This window comes from Acidovorax sp. KNOB132 (assembly GCF_057541515.1).
This window is the reverse complement of sequence record NZ_BAAJYT010000045.1, coordinates 1-24031: the sequence shown is the minus strand read 5'-3', so window position 1 is coordinate 24031 and position 24031 is coordinate 1. Positions and strand designations below refer to the sequence as shown.

Annotated in this window: 16 protein-coding genes, 3 pseudogenes and 1 riboswitch; of the genes and pseudogenes, 4 read left to right on the top strand and 15 right to left on the bottom strand. The window is 67.3% G+C overall.

Going from position 1 to position 24031, the window contains the following annotated elements:
• Positions 1–522 (bottom strand): annotated as a pseudogene (locus AC27IO_RS09260) (glycine zipper 2TM domain-containing protein); the annotation flags it as partial.
• Positions 523–737: 215 nt separating this feature from the next.
• On the opposite strand from AC27IO_RS09260, the gene AC27IO_RS09255 reads away from it, so the two are divergent.
• Positions 738–1646 (top strand): DUF72 domain-containing protein, encoded by a 909-nt coding sequence (locus AC27IO_RS09255; RefSeq protein WP_498738587.1) that lies wholly within the window; start codon positions 738–740, stop codon positions 1644–1646.
• A gap of 37 nt (positions 1647–1683) precedes the next feature.
• Here AC27IO_RS09255 and AC27IO_RS09250 read toward each other — a convergent pair whose 3' ends face one another.
• The 5 genes from AC27IO_RS09250 to AC27IO_RS09230 all read right to left on the bottom strand — a co-directional run bounded on the left by AC27IO_RS09250 (position 1684) and on the right by AC27IO_RS09230 (position 8945).
• Positions 1684–2604, bottom strand: a complete 921-nt coding sequence (locus AC27IO_RS09250) for a YihY/virulence factor BrkB family protein (protein WP_498738585.1) — start codon at positions 2602–2604, stop codon at positions 1684–1686.
• Positions 2605–2670: 66 nt separating this feature from the next.
• Positions 2671–4944 (bottom strand): phosphocholine-specific phospholipase C, encoded by a 2274-nt coding sequence (locus tag AC27IO_RS09245; protein WP_498738584.1) that lies wholly within the window; start codon positions 4942–4944, stop codon positions 2671–2673.
• A gap of 50 nt (positions 4945–4994) precedes the next feature.
• On the bottom strand, positions 4995–5177 hold the full coding sequence (locus tag AC27IO_RS09240) for a hypothetical protein (protein ID WP_498738582.1): 183 nt from the start codon (positions 5175–5177) through the stop codon (positions 4995–4997).
• Positions 5178–5286: 109 nt separating this feature from the next.
• Entirely contained in the window at positions 5287–8043 is a 2757-nt protein-coding gene (metH, locus tag AC27IO_RS09235; RefSeq protein ID WP_284394759.1) for a methionine synthase, read from the bottom strand.
• 11 nt (positions 8044–8054) lie between these two features.
• A riboswitch (S-adenosyl-L-homocysteine riboswitch) is annotated at positions 8055–8152 on the bottom strand.
• 61 nt (positions 8153–8213) lie between these two features.
• Positions 8214–8945 (bottom strand): hypothetical protein, encoded by a 732-nt coding sequence (locus tag AC27IO_RS09230; protein ID WP_498738580.1) that lies wholly within the window; start codon positions 8943–8945, stop codon positions 8214–8216.
• Positions 8946–9239: 294 nt separating this feature from the next.
• Between AC27IO_RS09230 and AC27IO_RS09225 the strand changes: the two genes are divergently transcribed.
• Entirely contained in the window at positions 9240–10184 is a 945-nt protein-coding gene (locus AC27IO_RS09225; RefSeq protein WP_498738578.1) for a DMT family transporter, read from the top strand.
• A 159-nt stretch (positions 10185–10343) separates the two neighbouring features.
• A complete protein-coding gene (locus AC27IO_RS09220; RefSeq protein WP_317357208.1) occupies positions 10344–12581 on the top strand; it encodes an NADP-dependent isocitrate dehydrogenase in 2238 nt (745 codons plus the stop codon).
• A gap of 113 nt (positions 12582–12694) precedes the next feature.
• Here the strand turns inward: AC27IO_RS09220 and AC27IO_RS09215 are convergent, their stop codons facing one another.
• From AC27IO_RS09215 to urtA, 9 genes and pseudogenes are all read right to left on the bottom strand, one after another.
• Positions 12695–13066, bottom strand: coding sequence for a hypothetical protein (locus AC27IO_RS09215; RefSeq protein WP_487113684.1), 372 nt, complete (start codon positions 13064–13066; stop codon positions 12695–12697).
• A gap of 31 nt (positions 13067–13097) precedes the next feature.
• Positions 13098–13583, bottom strand: a complete 486-nt coding sequence (locus tag AC27IO_RS09210) for a hypothetical protein (RefSeq protein ID WP_498738575.1) — start codon at positions 13581–13583, stop codon at positions 13098–13100.
• Between the two features lie 140 nt (positions 13584–13723).
• Positions 13724–14080, bottom strand: a complete 357-nt coding sequence (locus AC27IO_RS09205; RefSeq protein WP_498738573.1) for a zinc ribbon domain-containing protein — start codon at positions 14078–14080, stop codon at positions 13724–13726.
• Positions 14081–14107: 27 nt separating this feature from the next.
• The gene (gene fmdA, locus AC27IO_RS09200; RefSeq protein WP_272566030.1) at positions 14108–15334 is read right to left on the bottom strand and encodes a formamidase; all 1227 of its coding nucleotides are present in this window, start codon (positions 15332–15334) and stop codon (positions 14108–14110) included.
• Positions 15335–15409: 75 nt separating this feature from the next.
• Positions 15410–16099 carry an urea ABC transporter ATP-binding subunit UrtE gene (gene urtE, locus AC27IO_RS09195; protein WP_284405725.1) on the bottom strand — a complete coding sequence of 230 codons (690 nt, stop codon included), beginning with the start codon at positions 16097–16099 and terminating at the stop codon, positions 15410–15412.
• A gap of 49 nt (positions 16100–16148) precedes the next feature.
• Complete coding sequence (urtD, locus tag AC27IO_RS09190) at positions 16149–16892, bottom strand: urea ABC transporter ATP-binding protein UrtD (protein WP_498738571.1); 744 nt, start codon at positions 16890–16892, stop codon at positions 16149–16151.
• Between the two features lie 24 nt (positions 16893–16916).
• A pseudogene (gene urtC, locus AC27IO_RS09185) lies at positions 16917–18120 on the bottom strand (urea ABC transporter permease subunit UrtC).
• A gap of 49 nt (positions 18121–18169) precedes the next feature.
• Positions 18170–19083 (bottom strand): annotated as a pseudogene (gene urtB, locus AC27IO_RS09180) (urea ABC transporter permease subunit UrtB).
• Between the two features lie 205 nt (positions 19084–19288).
• The gene (urtA, locus tag AC27IO_RS09175) at positions 19289–20554 is read right to left on the bottom strand and encodes an urea ABC transporter substrate-binding protein (RefSeq protein ID WP_272549824.1); all 1266 of its coding nucleotides are present in this window, start codon (positions 20552–20554) and stop codon (positions 19289–19291) included.
• 173 nt (positions 20555–20727) lie between these two features.
• On the opposite strand from urtA, the gene AC27IO_RS09170 reads away from it, so the two are divergent.
• Positions 20728–24031, top strand: a 3304-nt coding sequence (locus AC27IO_RS09170) for a hybrid sensor histidine kinase/response regulator (RefSeq protein ID WP_498738568.1), incomplete at its 3' end; no start/stop codon positions are given.

Sequence of the window (24031 nt, the reverse complement as noted above, 5' to 3'; positions counted from 1 at the left end):
TGATTGCCCACGACGGCCCCCCAGCACCCCCACCCCGCCACGGCACCCACGCCGGACGCGGGAGCGGCCTGCTGCACCCGTCTGCACCGACTCGATGCGGCCGCAGGTGCTGCACACCGGCGCCTGGGCCGGCATGGCCACCGGCCGGCCGGCGTCCGCGGAGGCGTCGTACCCACCGCCCGACCCGCTGCCGTACTGCGGCGAGGCCGGGGCCCGGTTCACGATGTTCTGGGCCAGGGGCTGCGGCTGCCGTGCGGGCTGGGCGCCCGCCCGTTCATTGATGACTTCGGCCTCTGGCGTGCGCGTGGCACCGGGGGCCAGTTGCGCGACCTGCGCGGCAGACTCGGCGGGGGCGCTGCCGCCGCGCTGCTGCATGACCAGGGTGGCGCCCAATGCCAGCACGCTCACGCCCAGCGCACCCACGGCCGCCCACAGCCATTTGACGGAAGCGCCCCCGGCGGGAGCTGCGGAGGCGCCGAGTGCCGGCGCGAGGGAGGGATTGTTTCGGACGATGAGACCCATGGTGTTCTCCTTTTTCAGGTGTTTCGAAGGCAGGGTACACGCGGGTCCGCTTCACACGGCAGGGCGTTCTGTAAACGAAGTAAGTAGCTGTTTGCCCAAAGGGTCTGTGCGAATGCGCCTACCACCAGGCGCGCCGACAGGCGGTGGCGGGAATGTCGGCCACACACCACACTGGCGCCACGCATGCCACCCGGTGTGCGTGAGGAGGCACACAGATGGCTGCACAGATCCGCATCGGGGTGTCCGGCTGGCGCTATGCGCCCTGGCGGGGCGCGTTCTATCCAGAAGATCTGGTCCAGGCGAAGGAACTGGCTTTCGCATCGCACCAGTTTCCCGCGATCGAGCTGAACGGCTCGTTCTACGCGCTGCAGCGCCCGTCCAGCTACGCCCGGTGGGCGGCGGACACGCCCGAGGGCTTCGTGTTCACCGTCAAGGCGCCGCGCTACATCACCCACATCCTGCGGCTGCGCGAGGCGCGGGCGGCGGTGGCCAATTTCATGGCGTCGGGGTTGTTCGCGCTGGGCGCCAAGCTCGGACCCATCCTGTGGCAATTGCCGCCGAGCCTGCCATTCGATGCGGCGCTGCTGGAGGACTTTCTGGCCCTGCTGCCGCACGATACCGACGCTGCCGCCACGCTGGCGCAGGCGCGGGAGGACCGCATGCACGGCCGCGAGCTGCTCCAGCCGTCCCGCCCCTGGCGCCTGCGCCATGCCCTGGAAGTGCGGCACGCCAGCTACCGCACGCCGGAGTGCATCGACCTGCTGCGGCGCCACCGCGTGGCCCTGGTGGTGGCCGATACCGGCGGGCGATGGCCCGAACTGGGCGATGTGACGGCGGACTTCCTCTATCTGCGGCTGCACGGCGCGCAGCAGCTCTATGCCAGCGGCTACAGCGATGCGCAGATCGCGCAGTGGGGCGAAAGCATCCGCGCCTGGGCCCACGGCCAGGCACCGAAGGGGCTGGCGACGGTCGCGCCACCGGACACGGCACCGCGTCGGACCGGACGCGACGTGTTCTGCTTCTTCGACAACACCATGAAGATCCACGCGCCCGAGAACGCCCTGCGGCTCGCACGCTATCTGCAACTGGGCACGCACCTGCAGGCCGCCCCGCCCCGGGCCTGACACGGCGGCCCTGGTTTGCGAGTGCCCCTCGGCCGCCTCAGCGATGCCGGGCCGGCGGCCCTTCCAGGTTTTCCTCCCGCACCTCCTGGAAGGCCCGCGCGCAACTGGCGGAAAACAGCAGCACGGCCGACGAAAAGTAGATCCACATCAGCACCACCACCAGGGAGCCGGCAGCGCCATACGCCGACACCACCGCCGCGGTGGCCAGGTACAGGGCCAGCAGCTGCTTGCCCACGGTGAAGAGGATGGCGCCCACCACCGCCCCGAACACCAGGCAGATGAGCGGCGGCTTCTGCCCGCCGCCGATGCGCATCAGCCCCACGAACAGCAGCACGGCAATGCCGAAGGCGACCAATTCGTTCGCCAGCTGCAGCAGCGGGCCCGTTGCCATGGGCAGCCGCGCGCTGGCCCAGGTGGCCACCACGTGAATCACGGTGGACACCACCAGCGAGATCAGCAGCAGGAAACCGATGGCCAGCACATAGGCCAGCCCCCGCACCCGCAGCGAAGCCATGCGCCACCACGCCTTCTGCTCCGGCGCCGGGGCTGAATCGCGTGCCCACAGCCGCTCCAGCGCCGACTGCAGCTCCACGAACACGCCCGTGGCGCCGGACAGCAGCAGCACGAAGCCAACGATGGAAGCGATCCGCCCTTCCGACGGCGCCCGCGCGCTGGACAGCGCCAGTTGCACCACTTCGGCCACGCGGTCGCCCATGACGCCGCGCACCTGGCTGACCATGGTGCTTTCCAGGTAGGACTTGTCGATCCACCAGCCCAGCACCCCCACCAGCAGGAGCAGCACCGGCGCCAGGCTCAGCAGGCCGTAGAACGACATCGCCGCGCTCATGCGCATTCCGTCCGCATCCAGCCAGAGATTGGCCGCCCGCACCAGCGGCATGATGGGGCTGGCGAGCGCTTTCGCGCGCTCGATCCATGGCGTGAGAAACGATGGGGACATGGCGCCCATTGCACACCAGGGCCGCGCGGCCAGGTGTCGGAACAGTTCGCCAGTCCGCCTGCAGCCTCAGCCAGCGTGGCCCATGGCAGGGTCGGACACCGAGTCCTTGCCGGTCTCGATGCGGCCGGCGAAGCGGCGCTGGAATGCAGGCGCCGCACTGCAGCGCACCACGAAGTCATACCAGTTGCCGCTGTCGCCCAGGGGCCAGGCGAGTTCCTCCACGCCGCCGGGCGCCACGCTGCGCGTCCAGGGCCCGTCGCCGCGATAGGCCCGTGCCTCGGCGGAGAACGTCATTGCGCTGCTGCTGCGGTTGTAGAGCTTGACCCGCACCTGCGGCGGCTCGCACAGCTCGTAGCAGACCTGCACCTCGGGGCCACCGGTGGCCCCCTGCTGCTGCAGGTCGCCGATGAACTCGCGGTGGTAGCCGTTGGGGCCGAGCACCCACAGGTCGTACCGCCCGCCATCGGCTGCGGCGTTCCAGACGCCGCTCAGGGCCTTGCCGGCCTCCACGACGTAGCGCCGCGGAATGCGGTCGAGGTGGTTCTTGTCGTACACGTGGAACACCGCCGCCGCGGTGCCCGCTTTGCCGGTGTGGGCGAACAGCAAAGTGACCGTGCCGGCACCGGCGCTGGCCTGGGCCGTGGTGTGCAGCTCATAGGGCAGCGCCCGCGAGGGCCGCACGCCTTCGGCCTGCACCGGCAGGGCGGCATCGGCCGTGGCCGTGGGCTGGGGCAGCTTGGCAGCCTGGGCCTGCGCTGCCACCCGCGCGTCCACTGCGACCTTGTTGGTGCGGCCCGCGAGGGTCGGCAAGGTTTCGGTGTTGGGGTTGACGAAGTTGAAGCAGCTCGTCAGGTCGCCGCAGACCGCGCGGCGGTAGGGGCTGACCTGCGGCTCGGCCACGCCGAAGCGCTTTTCCAGGAACAGCAGGGTGGAGGTGTGGTCGAACACCTGCGAATTGACCCAGCCGCCCCGGCTCCAGGGCGACACCACCCACATCGGCACGCGCGGGCCCGGGCCGTAGGGCTTGCCGTCGGCCGCCGGCTGGCTGGGCGTGGCGGGCTGGAAATCGTGGTACTCCACCGCCACGTCGGCGGCGGGCAGCGTGCAGGCACCGGCCAGGCTGCCATCGGGATTGCGCGACGGTGCGGCGGGCGAAGGCAGGTGGTCGAAGAAGCCGTCGTTCTCGTCGTAGTTGATCAGCAGCACGGTCTTGCTCCAGACCTCGGGGTTGGCCGTGAGCGCGTCCAGCACCTCCTGCACGTACCAGCCGCCCTGTGCGGGGCTCGACGGCCCGGGGTGCTCGCTGTAGACCGAAGGCGGAATGATCCACGACACCGCCGGCAGCGTGCCCTGGCGGATGTCCTCGCGGAACGTCTCCAGAAAGCCCTGCGGCATGGTGTTGCCGAAGCCCTTGGCCAACGGGCTCAGCGGATCGTCGATCCTGGCGTTGTAGAACGGCCCGGCCAGATCGACCGGCTGCGTGATGTCGGTCTTGGCGACGTAGATCGGCTTGCGGTCCGCGGGCATCTTCTCGATCTCGGCGCGCCAGTGGCGAAAGCCCATCATCTCGTTGCAGCCGAAGTTGTCGATCAGGCTCTGGTAGACCTTCCATTTCACGCCCGCTTTCTCCAGGCGGTCCGCGTAGGTGGTCCAGGTCCAGCCGTCGGTGGAGGCGCCGATGTCGTTGCCACCGTTAAACTGGTTGTTCAGGCCCGCGACACGGACCCTGGAGCCATCGATGGGGCTGACACCGTTCGGGCCGTTGGTGCCGGTCCAGTAGAAAAGCCGGTTGGCGATGGTGCCGGTGTGCATGCCGCAGTGGTAGTGGTCGCACAGCGTGAAGGCATCGGCCAGCGCGCGCTGGAACGGCACCTCCGCCGTTTCGTAGTAGCCCATCGACAAGGGCAGCTTCGCATCGGGCCACTGGGACATGCGCCCGTGGTCCCAGGCCGCCTGCGAGTCCAGCCAGGTGTGGGGCGTACTGCCGGCGCGCTGCGCGTTGCCCTTGGCTTCGTCCAGGCGATAGGGCACATAGGTGCTGGGCGGCGACGTCTTGGTGTAGGTCTGGTAGAAAACGTTGCGGCCGTTGGGCGTCGGGATCGGGAAGCGGTCACCGAAGCCGCGCACGCCCTTGAAGGTGCCGAAGTACCCATCGAACGAGCGGTTCTCCATCATCAGCAGGACGACGTGCTGCACGTCCTGGATGGTGCCGGTGGCGTTGTGGGCTTCGATGGCCAGGGCACGCCGGATGGCCGGTGGGAAGGCGGTCAGCGTGGCCGAAGCCGCTCCCACGCCGAGCGCGGTCGTGAGGAAATTGCGTTTGGAGGAATCGACGGTCATTTGGAGGAGTCTTTCTTGTCCGTGAGCGGGGTTGCGGGGGGCTGCCCCGTTCAGGGCTTGGGCGCGCAGTGCGTGTCCGGACTGGCGCACGTGGCCGCCGCGGCGGGAGCGGTGGCATCCGAGCCACCGCTCCCGCCGCAGCCCGCCAGCAGCAGGGCAAGAAAGAGCGCGCTGGCGCCCGGCAACGGGCGGCCGATCAGAGGCAGCGGCGAGCGCTGCAGAGGGATGGTCATGGCGTGGGAAGAAGGGAAGGAATGAAGTCCTTCATTCTTCCCGCCGACTGTGGCGCCAGAGTGACGTCCGCGTGACGCGGCGGGGGCACCGCCGTGACGCCGCCGCCGGTCAGAGGTTGGGTGCGAGCAAGCGCTGCAGGATGCCTTCGTCCATGCCGCGCCGCGTGGCCAGGTCGTGCACCTGGTCTTCGCCGATCTTGCCGACGTTGAAGTACTGGCTCTCGGGATGCCCGATGTAGAAGCCGCTCACGCTGGCGGCGGGCGTCATGGCCAGGCTTTCGGTGAGGCCCATGCCGATCTCGCCGCACTGCAGCACGCGGAACAGTTCGCTCTTGGCGCTGTGGTCCGGGCAGGCCGGATAGCCGGGCGCGGGGCGGATGCCCTGGTACTTCTCGGCGATCATGTCGTCGTTGCTCAACTGCTCGCCGGCCGCATAGCCCCACAGGTCGGTGCGCACGCGGTGGTGCAGGCATTCGGCAAAGGCTTCGGCCAGGCGGTCGGCCAGGCTCTTGAGCATGATGGCCGAGTAGTCGTCCAGCGCATCGACGAAGGCCTGCTCCTTCTTCTCCACGCCCAGGCCCGCCGTGACGGCGAACAAGCCCGCGTAGTCGGCCACGCCGCTTTCCTTGGGCGCCACGAAGTCGGCCAGGCACCGGCTGGGGCGCGGCACGCCATCGATCACATGCTTTTCGGTCTGCTGGCGCAGGCCGTACCAGGTCATGGCGACCTCGGTGCGCGATTCGTCGGTGTAGAACTCGATGTCGTCGCCCACGCTGTTGGCCGGGTACAGCGCCAGCACGCCGCTGGCACTCAGCCAGCGGCCCTCCACCAGCCGGCGCAGCATGGCCTTGCCGTCGGCGAAGACGCGCGTGGCCTGCTCGCCCACCACCTCGTCGGTCAGGATGGCAGGGTACGGGCCGGCCAGGTCCCAGGTCTGAAAGAACGGTCCCCAGTCGATGTACCGGGCCAGCTCGTTGAGGTCGAAGTTCTTGAACATGCGCCGCCCCAGCAGGCGCGGCGTGGCCGGGCGGTAGGCCGACCAGTCGATGGGCGTGCGGTTGGCGCGGGCCTTCGCCAACGGCCACAGGGGCGTCTGCTTCTTGTTGGCGTGCTGGGTGCGCACCTTGTCGTAGTCGGCGTTCAACTCCTGCACGTAGTGGTCGGCGCCGTCGCCCAGCAGGCTCTGCGCCACGCTCACGCTGCGCGACGCATCGGGCACGTAGACCACGGGGCCTTCGTAATGCGGCGCGATCTTGACGGCGGTGTGCACACGGCTGGTGGTGGCGCCGCCGATGAGCAGCGGGATCTTCTTGATGCGGAAGTGCTCGTCCTTTTGCATCTCGCCGGCCACGTATTGCATCTCTTCCAGGCTGGGCGTGATCAGGCCTGACAGGCCCACGATGTCCGCGCCCTCGACCTTGGCGCGCGCCAGGATCTCGTGGCAGGGCACCATCACGCCCATGTTCACCACCTCGAAGTTGTTGCACTGCAGGACCACGGTGACGATGTTCTTGCCGATGTCGTGCACGTCGCCCTTCACGGTGGCGATGATGATCTTGCCCTTGCTGCGCACGTCGCGGCCGGCCAGTTCGTCCTGGCGCTTTTCTTCCTCGATGTAGGGGATCAGGTGGGCCACGGCGGACTTCATCACGCGGGCGCTCTTGACCACCTGCGGCAGGAACATCTTGCCCGCACCGAACAGGTCGCCCACCACGTTCATGCCGTCCATGAGCGGGCCTTCGATCACGTGCAGCGGCCGCCCGCCCTTGGCGACGATGGCCTGGTAGGCCTCTTCGGTGTCTTCCACGATGAAGTCGGTGATGCCGTGCACCAGCGCGTGCGACAGGCGTTCGCCCACGGTCTTCGGGTGCTCGGGCGTGCCGCGCCATTCGAGCCGCTTGCTTTCGTCCTTGGCACCGCTGCGGGCCGTCTCGGCCACCTCGACCAGGCGTTCGCCGGCATCGGGGCGGCGGTTGAGCACCACGTCTTCCACGCGGTCGCGCAAGGTGGGCTCCAGGTCGTCGTACACGCCGACCATGCCTGCGTTGACGATGCCCATGTCCATGCCGGCCTGGATGGCGTGGTACAGGAACACGGTGTGGATGGCCTCGCGCACCGGGTCGTTGCCACGGAAGCTGAAGCTCACGTTCGACACGCCGCCCGAGACCTTGGCGCCCGGCAGGTTCTGCTTGATCCAGCGCACGGCCTCGATGAAATCGACCGCGTAGTTGTTGTGCTCTTCGATGCCGGTGGCCACCGCGAAGATGTTGGGGTCGAAGATGATGTCCTCGGGCGGAAAGCCCACCTCGTCGACCAGCACGCGGTAGGCCCGCTCGCAGATCTCGATCTTGCGCTCGTAGGTGTCGGCCTGCCCCACCTCGTCGAAGGCCATCACCACGGCGGCGGCGCCGTAGCGCTTCACGAGGCGCGCCTCGTGCTTGAACTTCTCCACGCCCTCTTTCATGGAGATGGAGTTGACGATGCCCTTGCCCTGGATGCAGCGCAGGCCGGCCTCGATCACGTCCCACTTGGAGGAGTCCACCATGATGGGCACGCGGGCGATGTCGGGCTCGGAGGCGATCAACTGCAGGAAGCGCACCATGGCCGCCTTGCTGTCGAGCATGGCCTCGTCCATGTTGATGTCGATGACCTGCGCGCCGTTTTCCACCTGCTGGCGCGCGACGGCCAGGGCCTCTTCGTACTGGCCGTTCAGGATCATGCGGGCGAAGGCCTTGGAGCCGGTGACGTTGGTGCGCTCGCCGATGTTGACGAACAGCGTGCCCTCGCCGATGGAAACCGGTTCGAGGCCCGAGAGCTTCATGGGAGGCGGGATAAGGGGGGCGGACATCAGGCTCACCTGCGCAATCGGTAGTTGGGAACAGGCGAGCGTCGTTGGACAGTGGGGCCATCGCCGCCCGAGCCTGACGCCTGGTTGAGCCGGTTGATCGGCAGGCGCTGCAACGCTCCTCGGGGGCGGCCGGATTTTACGCGGCCGGCGCTAGGGCACGCCGCCGGCCGGCCATTTCGAGTGGGTCGCTAGCGCACCGGCAGGAATTGCAGGAACGAGCCACCCACCAGCCCCTGCACATAGGTGATGGCGGCACGGCGGTACTTTTCGGTGGCCACCGCCGACAGCAGATCGAGCCGGCCGATGATCTTGCCGAACTCGCGCTCGAAGCTCAGATTGCGCCCCTGCGGACCAATCTCGTCGGCCAGCAGCAGCGGCTGGCCCGCCGCGGTGCGGCGCTGCGAGAGCATCCACACGGCGATCTCCACATTGCGCGCCGCGTTGTACAGGTGCTGGGCATCCAGGCTGTCGAGCAGGAAGAACTCGATCTTTCCGTCGTGCGCGGTGATCATCATGTCGGCCGTGGCATAGATGAACGCCGCCACGCGGTCGCCCGCGAATTCGGGCGCCAGGGCCGCGGCCATCGCCGCGATGTCGCGCCGCCCCTGCAAGGGCGCCCACACCCCGCCCTTCTCGATGGTGGTGCGGACCTGCTCCATGGCCTGCTCGCGGCCCACGGCGCTGGTCTTGCGCCATTCGGCAGGGTTGCGGCGGTAGAGCTTGTCCATCAGCCGGTAGAGGCTGTCCAGGTTCTCGCGCATGGCTAGCGTCGCCATGCGGTTCACGTCGGACTGCCCCAATTCGCTGCCATTCGCAGACGCGCCTTTGACCTCGCCATGGGGTGCGGGCGGGCTGGTGCAGCCGGACACGGCCGCCAGCGTGCAGCAGGACAGGAGGAGCGGAACGAACGTCAGTCGCATTGCGCCGCATTATCGACAAGGCTTGAAAAGCAGCCAGGGTTTCCTGAAACTGCCGAGGCAGTCCTTCCGTACTCACGTCGATGCCGCCGCAGGGCCGTCGGAGGTGGGCCCATGCCTTGTGATCGGCTCCCGAGGCCAGTTCACTGCGGTTTCGGATAGTCATCGGACAATAAGGAGCAAAAATACTCTAAAAGAGGCCACATTCGGCCAAGTCAGGATATTTACATGCAGAGTTGTCGTACAACTTGTGCAAAATTCACCATTTTGGGGCACCGCCCCGCCTGGAAAGAAGCCATGTCGCCCCCTATCTCCCCACTAGCGCAACGCAGGAACGTCTTCCTGCTGGCGTTGTTTTGCTGCCTGCTCTGGGGCAGCTCGTATCCGGCGATCAAGAATGGCTACGCGCTGTTCGGCATCGACAGCAGCGACACCCCGTCCAAGCTCGTGTTCGCCGGCTGGCGCTTCGCCCTGGCGGGCCTGGCGCTGCTGGCCTGGGTGGCCGCCAGCGGCCGTCAGATCAGCGGCTGGCCGGCCCGGGCGTGGGGCCAATTGGCGCTGCTGGGTCTGTTGCAGACCACGCTGCAATACATCTTCTTCTACATCGGCGTGGCAAACACGACGGGGGTGAAGGCGTCGATCATGAACGCCACCGGCACCTTCTTCAGCGTGTTGCTGGCGCATTTCCTGTACCACAACGACCGCATCAGCCATGCCAAGGCCTGGGGCTGCATCGTGGGCTTCGCGGGGGTCATGGCGGTCAACCTCGGCGCCGGGCTGGCCGGAACGCTGACCGATTTCGAGTTCGCCCTGCTGGGCGAAGGTTTCGTGGTGATCGCCGCCCTGGTGCTGGCGCTGGGCGGCGTCTACGGCAAGCGCATTTCCCAGGGGATGGACCCCATCGTGATGACCGCCTACCAGTTGACCATCGGCGGCATGGTGCTGCTGGCGCTCGGCTATGCCTTGGGGGGGGCGCTGGGCGAGGTGACGTGGGCTTCGTCATCGCTGCTGGCCTATCTGGTGGTGCTGTCGTCGCTGGCCATCTCGATCTGGAGCCTGCTGCTCAAGCACAACCGGGTGAGCCTCATCACCGCGTTCAACTTCATGGTGCCCGTGTTCGGCACCTTGCTGTCGGCCTGGTTCCTGGAAGAAAGCCTGCTCGAATGGCGCAACGCGGTGGCCCTGGTGCTGGTGTGCGGCGGCATCTGGCTGGTCACCCGGGCATCGGCACAGCGCGCGTGAGCCTGCAGCAGCGCGTCCAGCGGGCACCCCTTTCATGCCCATGATCGGGCGCGTGGGCACCTGCCCCGAACGGCGCTGAGGGGCATCTGTGCCGACTGCCTTCAGAAAGCGCGAAAATCACCGGCTGATCTGTCACCCCTTCCCAAGGAACGCAAGCGAATGAGCACGACGCAACCGACCATCATCTACACGCTGACCGACGAAGCCCCCGCCCTGGCGACCGCCGCCTTTCTGCCGATCGTGCGGACCTTCGCGGCCCCAGCGGGCATCCACGTGGAGACCAGCGACATCTCGGTCGCCGGCCGCATCCTGGGCCAGTTTCCCGAGCGCCTGACCGAGGCACAGCGCGTGCCCGACAACCTGGCCGCCCTGGGCAAGTTGACGCTCTCGCCTGACGCCAACATCATCAAGCTGCCCAACATCAGCGCATCGGTATCGCAGCTGGTGGCGGCCATCAAGGAACTGCAGGGCAAGGGCTATGCGATTCCCGACTACCCCGAAAATCCGACGACCGACGAAGAAAAGGACATCCGCGCCCGCTACAACAAGTGCATCGGCAGCGCGGTGAACCCGGTCCTGCGCGAAGGCAACTCCGACCGCCGCGCACCCAAGGCCGTCAAGGAATACGCCCGCAAGAACCCGCACAGCATGGCCGAATGGAGCCAGGCATCGCGCTCGCACGTCTCGCACATGCACCACGGCGACTTCTACCACGGCGAAAAGTCGATCACGCTCGACAAGGCGCGCGACGTGAAGATGGAACTGGTCGGCAAGAGCGGCAAGACCACGGTGCTCAAGCCCAAGGTGTCGCTGAAGGACGGCGAGATCATCGACAGCATGTTCATGAGCAAGACGGCCCTGCTCGAGTTCTACGAAAAGGAGATCGAGGACGCGCACAAGACCGGCGTGATGTTCTCGCTGCACGTCAAGGCGACGATGATGAAGGTGTCGCACCCGATCGTCTTCGGACACGCCGTGCGCATCTTCTACAAGGAAGCCTTCGCCAAGCATGCGCAGCTGTTCGAAGAACTGGGCGTGAACGTGAACAACGGCATGGTCGATCTGTACAACAAGATCGCCACGCTGCCCCAGAGCAAGCAGGACGAGATCAAGCGCGACCTGCACGCCTGCCACGAAAACCGCCCCGAGCTGGCGATGGTCGATTCGGCCAAGGGCATCACCAACTTCCACTCGCCCAACGACGTGATCGTCGATGCCTCGATGCCCGCCATGATCCGCAACGGCGGCAAGATGTGGGGCGCCGATGGCCGCCTGAAGGACACCAAGGCGGTGATCCCCGAGAGCACCTTCGCCCGCATCTATCAGGAGATCATCAACTTCTGCAAATGGCATGGTGCCTTCGACCCCAAGACCATGGGCACCGTGCCCAACGTGGGCCTGATGGCCCAGCAGGCCGAAGAGTACGGTTCGCACGACAAGACGTTCGAAGTGCCTGAAGCCGGCGTGGCCAACATCGTCGATCTGGCGACGGGCGAAGTGCTGCTGAGCCAGAACGTGGAAGAAGGCGACATCTGGCGCATGTGCCAGGTGAAGGACGCGCCGATCCGCGACTGGGTGAAGCTGGCCGTGACCCGCGCCCGCAACTCCGGCATGCCCGCCGTGTTCTGGCTGGACCCGTACCGCCCGCACGAGAACGAGGTCATCAAGAAGGTGAAAACCTACCTGAAGGACCACGACACGACCGGCCTGGACATCCAGATCATGAGCCAGGTGCGCGCAATGCGCTACACGCTGGAGCGCGTGATCCGCGGCCTGGACACGATCAGCGTCACCGGCAACATCCTGCGCGACTACCTGACCGACCTGTTCCCCATCATGGAACTGGGCACCAGCGCCAAGATGCTGTCCGTCGTGCCCCTGATGGCCGGCGGCGGCATGTACGAAACGGGCGCTGGTGGCTCGGCGCCCAAGCACGTGCAGCAACTGGTGGAAGAAAACCACCTGCGCTGGGATTCGCTGGGCGAGTTCCTGGCCCTGGCCGTCAGCCTGGAAGACCTGGGCCTGAAGACCGGCAACCAGCAAGCCACCCTGCTGGCCAGGACGCTGGACACCGCCACCGGCAAGCTGCTGGACAACAACAAGAACCCCAGCCCCAAGACCGGCCAGCTGGACAACCGCGGCAGCCAGTTCTACCTGGCCCTGTACTGGGCCCAGGAACTGGCCGCGCAGACCGAGGACACGGCCCTGGCCGCCAAGTTCGCCGGGCTGGCCAAGACGCTGGCCGACAACGAGCAGAAGATCGTCGGTGAACTGGCGGACGTGCAGGGCAAGCCGGCAGACATCGGCGGGTACTACCTGCCCGACCCGAAGAAGACCGAGGCCGTGATGCGGCCCAGCGCCACGCTGAATGCGGCGCTGGCTGCCGTGACCGCCTGATCCGCGTGAGAAAGCGCCGGCCCTTGCACAAGGGCTGGCCGGTTTCGAAAGCGCCTGCCCACCGCAATGTGGGCAGGCGCTTTTTTATTCATGGCCGCCGGATCGGACCGCCTCTATCGGGGAACGAACAGCAGCTGCCCCTCGGGCGTCGGCCGATAGCTGAAACGTCCGTCGAGCACCACCTTGCCGCCGATACGAGCCACCCAGGTGTAATCGCCCACGCGGGTGCCCGCGTTGCCGAAATCGCTGGGATAGTGCACGGTCCCGGCACGCTCGCCGCCCCCTTGGGGCTCGGCAGTCGCGGTGGTCGTCTTCCCGTCCGGCGTGGTCACGGTGAACTCCACACGCGGCTGGCGGGTCGCCATCTTGTCGCTCACGCTCAGCCCGATGGCCGGGCGCGCGGTGTACAGAACGCTCTGGGCGAAAGCCGGGGCCGCTGCGGCCAAGACCGCCATGCATGCGGCGCTGCGAAAAGAAAATGCCATCTGTGCTCCTTTGTCTTTCTGAGTGAGCGGTTCAATCGCCGCACCGCACCGCCCGAAGTGGCGCAACGGAGGCCGGCTCCCAGGGCGCGCGGCCGATCTGCGTGCCGCCACCCCAACCGTACTCGAAGGGTTCGCCCTGCGGCGACGTGCCGAACGCACTGATGCGCCCTTTGCCCACGTCCAAACCCCAGGCCTGCTCCAGGCGCGTGATCTCCAGCGGCGTCCCGGGCGGCAGCGTGCGGACCTGCTGCAGGCCGTGAAAGCGGTCGTTCGCCGTATCGCGCGGATGCGGTGAGAGCACGAGCGTCGGCGCATCGCGCACCTGATAGAGGCCGGATTCCTGCAGCAGCACCACACGGGCCGGCGCACGCAGCGGCAGGCATCCGCTGGAAGCCAGATCATCACGGCCTTCACAGCCGGCCAGTGCCGCGAGAAGCGGCAGCCACGCCAGTCCAGCCCGGCGGCCGCAAGCCGACAGGCGCCAGGGCTCAACCCACCTTGCCACACGATTTGCCATGGGCGAAATGTGTCGCAACAGGCACCGCCCAGGGGTAAGACAACAGCGCAGCTGCGCCTTCTGTGGGCCGCGGCCCCCGTCATTTTGGTCATGCGTGGGCCATGGGGCGGCACCCCACGGCTCGCCTACGTCCCGGTCGCCTAGTGGCTGATCATCCAGGGCCGCTTGGACGGAAACGCCTTCGCTCCGTTCGCCGCCGTCACCGTGGCGCTGCGCTTGCCAGAGCCGCAGCAGCCGCACCCCGCCGGATGGCGCATCCGCCCGTAACTGCCTTCTTCACCGTTGCGGGAGGAGCGCGGCGCATGCTGCGCCCGCTCGTTGGTGTCGAACGCACGGCGCTGCTCCGGGCTCACGCAGGCCAGCCGGGGAGCGCTGGCGAATACGCGGGGGGAGGCAGCGCTGCACCGGGGGCAGGCAGCGGGCTCGTTGCGCAGCGCCAGGCTGCGCAGGGCATCGAAGCAGCCACACGTGGCGCACCGGTAGTCGTAGGTGGGCATGGCGCGGTGTCCTGTCGTGGCGGGGGATCAGACGAGGTCGGGCGACAGCGGCATGTCGATGCTGCCGTCCAGCATTTTCACCGGGCCGCTGGCGTTCGGGTTGATGTCGAACTCGAAGATCTGCGTCGGCAGCCACAGCGTGGCGCAGGCGTTGGGCACATCGACCACGCCGCTGATGTGGCCCTGCACCGGGGCCGTTCCCAGGATCGAATACGCCTGGGCGCCGCTGTATCCGAACTTCTTCAGGTATTCGATCGCGTTCAGGCAGGCTTGGCGGTAGGCCACGTTCACGTCCAGGTAGTACTGCTTTCCCGCCTCGTCGACCGAGATGCCTTCGAAGATCAAATAATCGTTGTAGGTCGGCACGATGGGGCTGGGTTTGAAGATGGGGTTCTTGATGCCGTACTTGGCCATGCCGCCCTTGATGAGCGTGACCTTCATGTGCACCCAGCCGGCCATTTCGATCGCGCCGCAGAACGTGATTTCGCCGTCGCCCTGGCTGAAATGCAGGTCGCCCACCGAGAGGCCCGCGCCGTCGACATAGACCGGGAAGAACACTTTCGATCCGCGCGACAGGTCCTTGATGTCGCAGTTGCCGCCGTGCTCGCGCGGCGGCACCGTGCGCGCGCCTTCGGCCGCGGCCTTGGCCTTGGCCTCGCCGGTCAGGCGGCCCATGTGGGCGGTGCCGGCCGAGGGGGGGTTGGCCAGGCCGGCGGTGGGATCGGTGTCGATGAGCTTTTGCTCACGCTCGTTCCAGAGGTCGAGCATTTTCTTGTCGGGCAGGCAGCCGATCAGGCCGGGGTGGATCAGGCCGGCGAAGTTGACGCCCGGGATGTGGCGCGAGCTGGTGAACATGCCCTTGAAGTCCCAGATCGATTTCTGCGCCTCGGGGAAATGCTCGGTCAGAAAGCCACCGCCGTTCTTCTTGGAGAAGAAGCCATTGAAACCCCACAGGCTGTCCTGCTTGGCGCCGATGTCGAGCAGGTCCACCACCAGCAGGTCGCCCGGCTCCGCGCCCTTCACGCCCACCGGGCCCGAGAGGTAGTGCACCGTGGTCAGGTCGATGTCGCGCACGTCGTCGGCGCTGTCATTGTTCTTGATGAAGCCGCCGGTCCAGTCGAAGGTTTCCAGAATGAAATCGTCGCCCGGATTCACCCAGCAGGCCATCGGAATGTCGGGGTGCCAGCGGTTGTGGATGTTCTCGTTCTGGGTCGGCGATTGGCTCAGATCGACGTGGATGAGGGTTTCAGCCATGGCGTGCTCCTGGAAAGTGAAGGGAAGAGAAGGCGAGAGGGAAGGAACGAAAAATCCGTCGCGGACCGTGGCCGTTCACACGGACAGGTAGGCCTTGATGCGCTGCTGGTCGGTGTCAGCGCGGGCGGTTTCATGCACCAGGCGGCCGCCTTCGATCACGAACAGGCGGTCGGCCACGTCCATGGCGAACGAGAGCACCTGCTCGCTCACCACGATGGTGATCTGGCGCAGCTTGCGGATCTCGTTGAGGGCGCGGGCGATGTCTTTGATGATCGAAGGCTGGATGCCCTCGGTGGGCTCGTCCAGCAGCAGCACTTTGGGATCGGTCACCAGCGCACGGGCGATGGCCAGCTGCTGCTGCTGCCCGCCCGAAAGATTGCCGCCCTTGCGACGGCGCATGTCCCACAGCACGGGGAACAGCGCATAGATCTCTTCGGGGATCTGGCGGGTCTTCGAGTTCTCCAGGCCGGTCTGGATGTTCTCCTCCACCGTCAGCGTGGGGAAGATCATGCGGCCCTGCGGCACGTAGGCGATGCCTTTGGCCACGCGCCGAAAGCTCTCGTCCCGCGTCACCTCCTGGCCGGCCACGGTGATGCAGCCGCTCTTGACCGGCATCACTCCCATCAGGCTCTTGAACAGCGTGGTCTTGCCCATGCCGTTGCGGCCCATGATGGCCACGGTTTCGTTGGCGCGGCCCTCGAACGAGATGCCGTGCAGCGCTTCGCTCTGCCCATAGGCGACGTGCAGGTCGGTGACTTTCAGCATGGGGGGACTCCAGAAAACTCAAGGCGTGGGCAAAGGGCAGCGGCGCGTCTCAGTGGCCGAGGTACACGTCGATCACCTTGGGGTCGTTCTGGACCTTGTCCATCGACCCTTCGGCCAGGATCTTTCCCTGGTGCATCACGGTGACCTTGTGCGCGATGCGCTTGACGAACTCCATGTCGTGCTCGATCACGATCACCGCGCGGTTCCTGCAGATGCGCTGCAGCAGCTCGGCCGTGAGCTCGCGCTCGCGCGCGCTCATGCCGGCGATGGGCTCGTCCAGCATCAGCAGCTCGGGCTCCTGCATCAGCAGCATGCCGATCTCCAGCCATTGCTTCTGGCCGTGCGAGAGCAGGCCGGCCTCGGTGGCGAGCAGCCCGCCCAGGCCGATGTCGTCGGCCACGTCCTGCACCCGCTCCTTCACCGCGCTGGTGCAGCGAAAGGCCAGCGCGCCGAACACGGTGCGCCCGGTGGGATAGGACACCTCCAGGTTCTGGAAGACCGACAGGTTCTCGTAGATGGACGGCGTCTGGAACTTGCGGCCGATGCCCAGCCGCACGCGCTTGTGCTCGGCCATGCGCGTCAGCTCCTCGTTCTTGAACTTGATGCTGCCGCTGGTGGCGCGCGTCTTGCCGCAGATCAGGTCCAGCAGCGTGGTCTTGCCCGCGCCGTTGGGGCCGATGATCACGCGCAGCTCGTTCCTGTCCACGTACAGCGTGAGGGTGTCGATGGCCTTGAAGCCGTCGAACGAGACGGTCAGGTCTTCCAAGGCCAGGGCGAAGTCGGTGTTGCTCATGGGAGGTGCTCCGGTTGCGTGCGCTCAGGCGCTCTGGCGGCGGGTGCCTTCGGGCAGGCCGGGCTCGCGCGCCGCCGGCTCGGTGTCCACCGCGGCGCTGCGTGCCGCGGCGGCCTGCGGCGCGGGTACCGCCGCCTGGCGCAGGGCCTCGCGGCGGCCCTTCCACCAGGGCACGATGCGGCTTTCCCACAGGCCGGCCAGCCCCAGCGGGAAGGCCATGGTCACGCCGATGAACAGCCCCGCCATGAGGAACAGCCACAAGTCGGGAAAGCTCTCCGAGAAGTACGTTTTGCCCGCGTTCACCAGCAGCGTGCCGTACACCGCGCCCACCAGGCTCATGCGCCCCCCCCACGGCGGCGTAGATCACCATCTCGATGGACGGCACGATGCCCACGAAGCTGGGCGACATGAAACCCACCTGCAGCGTGAACAGCGCACCACCGATGCCTGAGAGCGCCGCCGCCAGGCAGAAGGTGAAGACCTTGAAATTGGCCACGTCGTAGCCCGAGAAGCGCACGCGGTCTTCCTTGTCGCGCATGGCCAGCAGCAGCGTGCCCAGCTTGCTGGTCTGGATGAAGCGGCACAGCACGATGGACAGCACCAAAAGTGCCACGCACACGTAGTACAGGATGTACTTGGCGCTGTCGGTGCGCGTGTCCCATCCCCAAAGGGTCTTCAGGTCGGTCATGCCATTCACGCCGCCCGTGTAGCCCTGCTGGCCGATGATGAGTACCGTGCAGATCAGCGCCACCGCCTGCGTGATGATGGCGAAGTAGACCCCGCCCACGCGGCGCTTGAACATGGCGAAGCTCACGATCCAGGCCAGCAGCGTGGGCACCACGATCACGGCCGCCAGCGCGAACGGCAGGCTCTTGAAAGGCACCCAGAAGGCGGGCAGCTCGGTGATCTGGTTCCAGTCCATGAAGTCGGGGATGCCGGGCGTGGACTGGATCCTGGTGCTCACGGGGTCGGAGGCTTCGAGCTTGAGGAACATCGCCATGGCATAGCCGCCCAGACCGAAGAACACGCCCTGCCCCAGGCTGAGCACGCCGCCATAGCCCCACACCATCACCAGGCCGATGGCCACGAAGGCATACGTGAGGTACTTGCCCACGAGGTTCAGCCGGAAGATGTCCAGGGCGAGCGGCAGCACCACGGCCAGCAGCACCGTGAGCAGCACCAGGCTGGCCAACTGGTAGCGCAGGATCCAGGCTTTGAGGGCATTCATGGGACGACTCCGGTGGGTGCAGGGTGGGGGCAAAGCAGTGGGCGCGCGCTCAGCGGCGCACCTTCGAGGCGAACAGGCCCTGCGGCCGCACCATCAGGATCAGCACGATCAGCGACAGCGTGATCACCTTGGCCATGGAGCCGGCCAGGAAGAACTCGGTGATCGACTGCGTCTGCGCGATGCCGAAGGCCGACACCACCGTGCCCAGCAGGCTCGCCGCGCCGCCGAAGGTGACGACGAGGAACGCATCGACGATGTAGAGCGAGCCCGAGGTGGGCCCCGTGGAGCCGATGGTGGTGAACGCGGCGCCCGCCACCCCCGCGATACCGCAACCGATGGCGAAGGTGAGTCGGTCGGTCTTCTTCGTATCGATGCCGATGGCGTTGGCCATCACCCGGTTGCTGACCGTGGCGCGCACCCGCAGGCCCCAGCGGCTCCTGTGCAGCGCGAGCAGCACGCCCGCCGTCACCACCAGCGTGAGCGCCAGCACGAACAGGCCGTTGATGGGAATGTCCAGCCCCTCGGCGGCGCCCACGATCCGAGCAGCCAGTCAGGCAGGGTCGGGCTCACTTCCTTGGGGCCGATGAAGGTGCGAAAGCACTGCTGCAGCCCCAGGCTGATGCCCCAGGTGGCCAGCAGGGTGTCGAGTGGGCGCTTGTACAGGTGGCGGATCAGGCCCCACTCCACCAGCCAGCCCGCGATGAACGCGAAGCCGAAGGCCGCGGCGATGGCCAGCGGGAAATAGAACGGCATCCACTGCGGCGCGTGCGTGGACGCGAGCGTGGAGCCCAGGTAGATGGTGTAGGCGCCGATGGTCATGAACTCGCCGTGCGCCATGTTGATGACGCCCATCTGGCCGAAGATGATCGCCAGCCCCAGGCCCATGAGCAGAAGCACGGCGAACAGGCTCAGGCCGGCGAAGCCCTGCATCAGGCCGATGTTCATCATTTCGGAAAAGGTCATGGTGCAGCTCCTGCGTGCAAGCCCATCAAAGAAAAAAACCCGATGCGGCAGTGCCGCCCTCACAACGGTCCGCACCAGGCGCGGGACTGACGACCGGCGCGGCCTCATGCCGGGGACACCGAGGAAGGGCCGCCCCGCACCGAGGGTGTCGTCCCCCTCCCGCGCAGCGAGAGAGGGGGAAGGCGCGCAGCGCCTCAGGGGGTGGTCACTGGTATCCCTTGGGGAAGGGATCGGGCTTGATGAGTTCGGGCGATTCGGCCACCACCTTGAACGTGGCGTCCGGCAGCCCCTGCGCGATGCGGGACTTGCTCCACAGGTGGTGGTTGGCGTCCACCTTCACGTAGCCCTCGGGCGCGGTCTTGAGTTCGATGCCGGGCGATGCGGCCACCACCTTGTCCACGTCGAAGCTCTTGGCCTTCTCGACGGCGGCCTTCCACAGCCAGGGACCCAGGTAGCCCGCCTGCGTGACGTCGCCGATCACCGCATTGGGGCCGTACTTGGCCTTGAAGGCGGCCACGAACTTCTTGTTGTTCTCGTTGTCCAGCGACTGGAAGTACTTCATCGACGAATAGAAACCCGCGAAGTTCTCGCCGCCCACGCCGGTCATCTCGTCCTCGGTGACCGACAGCGTCACCAGCAACTGCTTGTCGCCCGTGATGCCCGCCGCCTTGAGCGCCTTGTAGAACGCCACGTTGGAGCCGCCCACCACGGCGACGAACAGGCAGTCGGGCTTTTGCACCTTGATCTTGTTCATGAGCGAGCCGAAGTTGGTGCTGCCCAGCGGGTAGTACTCCTCGCCCACGACCTTGCCCTTCTGGAAGTTCTCCACATGCTTGCGCGCGATCTTCATCGAGGTGCGCGGCCAGATGTAGTCCGAGCCGATCAGGAAGAAGGTCTTGGCCTTCTTCTCGGTCTTGGCCCATTCCAGGCTGTACAGGATCTGCTGCGTGGCCTCCTGGCCGGTGTAGATCACGTTCTTGGACTGCTCCAGGCCCTCGTAGAACGTGGGGTAGTACAGCAGGCCGTTCTCCTTCTCGAACACGGGCAGCACGGCCTTGCGCGATGCGCTGGTCCAGCAGCCGAACACGGCGGCGCAGTGGTCGTTGATGAGCAGCTTCTTGGACTTTTCAGCGAACGTCGGCCAGTCGGAGGCGCCGTCTTCCTTGATGACCTTGATCTTGCGGCCCAGCACGCCGCCCATGGCGTTGATCTGGTCGATGGCGAGCTGCTCGGCCTGGATCGATCCCGTCTCCGAGATGGCCATGGTGCCGGTCGCCGAATGCAGCTGGCCCACGGTGACCTCGGTGTCCGTCACCGCCAGCTTGGTGGTGTTGACCTGCGCCGTGGGCTGCGCGAAGGACCATGCGGGCAGGCCCGCCACCGAGGCGGCCCCCATGGCCTGCAGCAGCCGGCGGCGGCCCGCATCCGCGGCCAGGAGGGGGGAGACATTCGGATCGAGGGGGTGCTTCATGGGAGCGCTCCTTGCAACAGGCAATACGGGGTGGTTGGACGGCGTCGGTGGTTCCGCGCTGGGGCCAAGATTAGGGACAACCCTGCTGCGCGCCCATACGTCAATTGACGTAGCCGCCCGCCCGGCCCCGGCGCAAGGCGCGGACAAGAACGTTTCTTGCATGCAGGCCCGGCATGGCCCCGATCGCACCGCCCACCCCCCAGACCGCGCCGCAGACCATTTTTCGGTTCCGCCGCGAATACAACGCCTGGGTGGCCGACGAGACGATGGAGGACTACGCGCTGCGCTACACGCCCAAGGGCTTTCGGCGCTGGAGCGAATGGCGCGTGGCCAACACGGCGTTCGGCTCGCTGTCGTTCCTGGCGCTCGAAGCCATCGGCGGCGCCATCGCGCTCAATTACGGCTTCGCCAATGCGATGTGGGCCATCCTGGCGGTGGGCGTGCTGATCTTTCTCACCGGCCTGCCGATCGCCTACTGCGCGGCGCGCTACGGGCTGGACATGGACCTGCTCACGCGCGGCGCGGGCTTCGGCTACCTGGGCTCCACCATCACCTCGCTGATCTACGCGGTGTTCACCTTCATCTTCTTCGCGCTGGAGGCCGCCATCATGGCGCTGGCACTGCAGATGGTGGTGGACTGGCCGCTGCAGTGGTGCTATGTGCTGTCGTCCCTCGTGATCCTGCCGCTGGCCATGCGCGGCATCACGCTCATCTCCCGGCTGCAGGCGTGGACGCAGCCGCTGTGGCTCTTCCTGCTGCTGCTGCCCTTCGTGTGGATCGCGCTCGCGCAGCCGCAGCTGTACCGCGACTTCGCAGGGCTGTCGGGCCTCAAGAGCGGCAGCAGCCAGTTCGATCCGCTCATGTTCGGTGCCGCGGCGGCAGTGATCTTCTCCCTGGTGGTGCAGATCGGCGAGCAGGTGGACATCCTGCGCTTTCTGCCCGAGCGCACCGCCGCCAATCGCTGGCGCTGGTGGGGCGCGGTGCTGGTGGCCGGCCCGGGCTGGATCGTGATGGGCATGCTCAAGATGGCGGGCGGCGCGTTCCTCGCCTTCGCCGCGCTGCAGTTCGAGGTGGGAACGCACCGCGCGGCCGAGCCCACGCAGATGTTCCTGGCCGGCTTTCAGCAGGTCATGCAGGCGCTGGGGCTGCCGGGCCTGGCCGTGGCGGTCACGGTGGTGTTCGTGGTGGTCTCGCAGGTGAAGATCAACGTGACCAATGCCTACGCGGGCTCGCTCGCCTGGTCCAATTTCTTCGCCCGCATCACGCGCAGCCACCCGGGACGCGTGGTGTGGCTGGTGTTCAACGTGGGCATCGCCACGCTGCTGATGACGCTGGGCGTGTTCGGCGCGCTGGAGAAGGTGCTGGCCGTGTACAGCAACGTGGCCATCGCCTGGGTGGGCGCGCTGGTGGCCGATCTCGTCATCAACAAGCCGCTGGGCCTGTCGCCCCGGGGCATCGAGTTCCGGCGGGCGCACCTGTACGACTTCAACCCCGTGGGCCTGGGGGCCATGGTGCTGGCGGCCGCCGTGGCCTGCTGCGCCTATGCCGGCCTGCTGGGCGACCATGCGGCCGCGTTCTCGCCCTTCATCGCGCTGGCGCTGTCGATGGCGCTGTCGCCGCTGCTGGCCTGGGCCACCGGCGGGCGCTACTACCTGGCCCGCATGCCGGACACGCTGTGGAAGCCCGGCGAGTCCGTGCGCTGCGCCGTGTGCGAGAACCCGTTCGAGTCCGAGGACATGGCCCGCTGCCCGGCCTACGGCGCGCCCATCTGCTCGCTGTGCTGCTCGCTCGAATCGCGCTGCCACGACCGCTGCAAGACCGGCTCGCGCGCGGCCGACCAGTTGCGCGCGGTGGCCGCGCTGCTGCTGCCGCGCACCTGGGCGGCCCGCGTGAACTTCCGCCTCGGCCAGTACCTGATGGTGCTGGTGTCGCTGTGCGCGGTGATGGCGTTCCTGGTGGGCGTGGTCTATGTGCAGGAGGGGCTGGAGACACCGGCCCAGTTCCTGCGCACCCCGTTCCTGAAGGTGTTCGCCCTGCTGTCCCTGCTGGCGGCCGTGTGCGCCTGGTGGGTGGTGCTCAGCACCGACAGCCGGCGCATGGCGCAGGACGAGTCCGAGCGGCAGACGCAGCTGCTGCTGCAGGAGATCGAAGCCCACAAGCGCACCGATGCCGAGCTGCAGGCCGCCAAGGACCGGGCCGAATCCGCCAGCATGGCCAAGACGCGCTACGTGGCCGGCATGACGCACGAGCTGCGCTCGCCGCTCAACAGCATCCTCGGCTACACGCAGATCCTGCTCAAGAACCCCGAGACCGACGGCTGGATGCGCGAGACGCTGTCCACCATGCAGCACAGCGGCCAGCACATGCACGCGCTGATCGACGGCTCGCTCGAGCTGGCCCGCATCGAGGCGGGCCGGCTGCGGCTGGACCTGGCGCCGCTGCCGCTGGCCGAGCTGATCCGAAACGTCGAAGGCATGCTGCGCCCGCAGGCCGAGGCCCGGGGCCTGGCCTTCGTGGTGGAGACGCTGGGCACCGTGCCGGACTGGATCCGGGCCGATGGAAAGCGGCTGCGCCAGATCCTCATCAACCTGCTGTCCAACGCCGTGCGCTTCACCCAGCAGGGCGAGGTGCGGCTGCGCCTGGACTTTCGCCCGCACGTCTCGCGCATCGAGGTGATCGACACCGGCATCGGCATCGAGCCGCAGGACCTGGAGCGCATCTTCCTGCCGTTCGAGCGCGGCAGCGCCGGGCGCCGCGCGAGCGAGGCGGGCACGGGCCTGGGCCTCACCATCACGCACCTGCTCACCGAACTCATGGGGGGCCAGCTCACCGTGGCCAGCCGGCACGGGCAGGGCAGCACCTTCACCGTGCGGCTGTACCTGCCCGGCATCTCCCCCGACCCGGCCTGGCGCCCCACGCACGCCGTGGCCCTGCGACCCGTCATCGGCCACATCGCGCCGCGCCGCACGCTGCTGGTGGTGGACGACCAGCCGCTGCAGCGCCAGCTGCTGGCCGGGTTGCTGGTGCCGCTGGGATTCACCGTGCGCGAGGCCGCCAGCGGCCGCGAATGCCTGGAGATCGTGCGGCAGGCGCCCCCCGACCTCGTGCTGCTGGACATCACCATGGACGACCTCGACGGCTGGCAGACGGCCGCCCTGCTGCGGGCGCTGCGCCCGGCGGCGGCACTGCCGATCGTCTTCGTCTCGGCCAACCAGTTCGACAACGAGCCCGCTCGGCTGGCCGCCGCCCAGTGCCAGGGTTTCGTGGGCAAGCCCATCATCGAATCGGAACTGCTGCAGGCCCTGCAGGCCGCCCTGCAGCTGGAATGGGTGCACGACAACACGCCGGCCAAGGCCCCTGCCTCGCAGGGCTCGCCACCCGCCAGCCCCGCGCCGCCGCCCCACACCCTGCCCGCCGACCTGCGCGAAGACCTGAACCGCCTGGCGCGGCAGGGCCAGGCCGCCGCCGTGCGCGAGC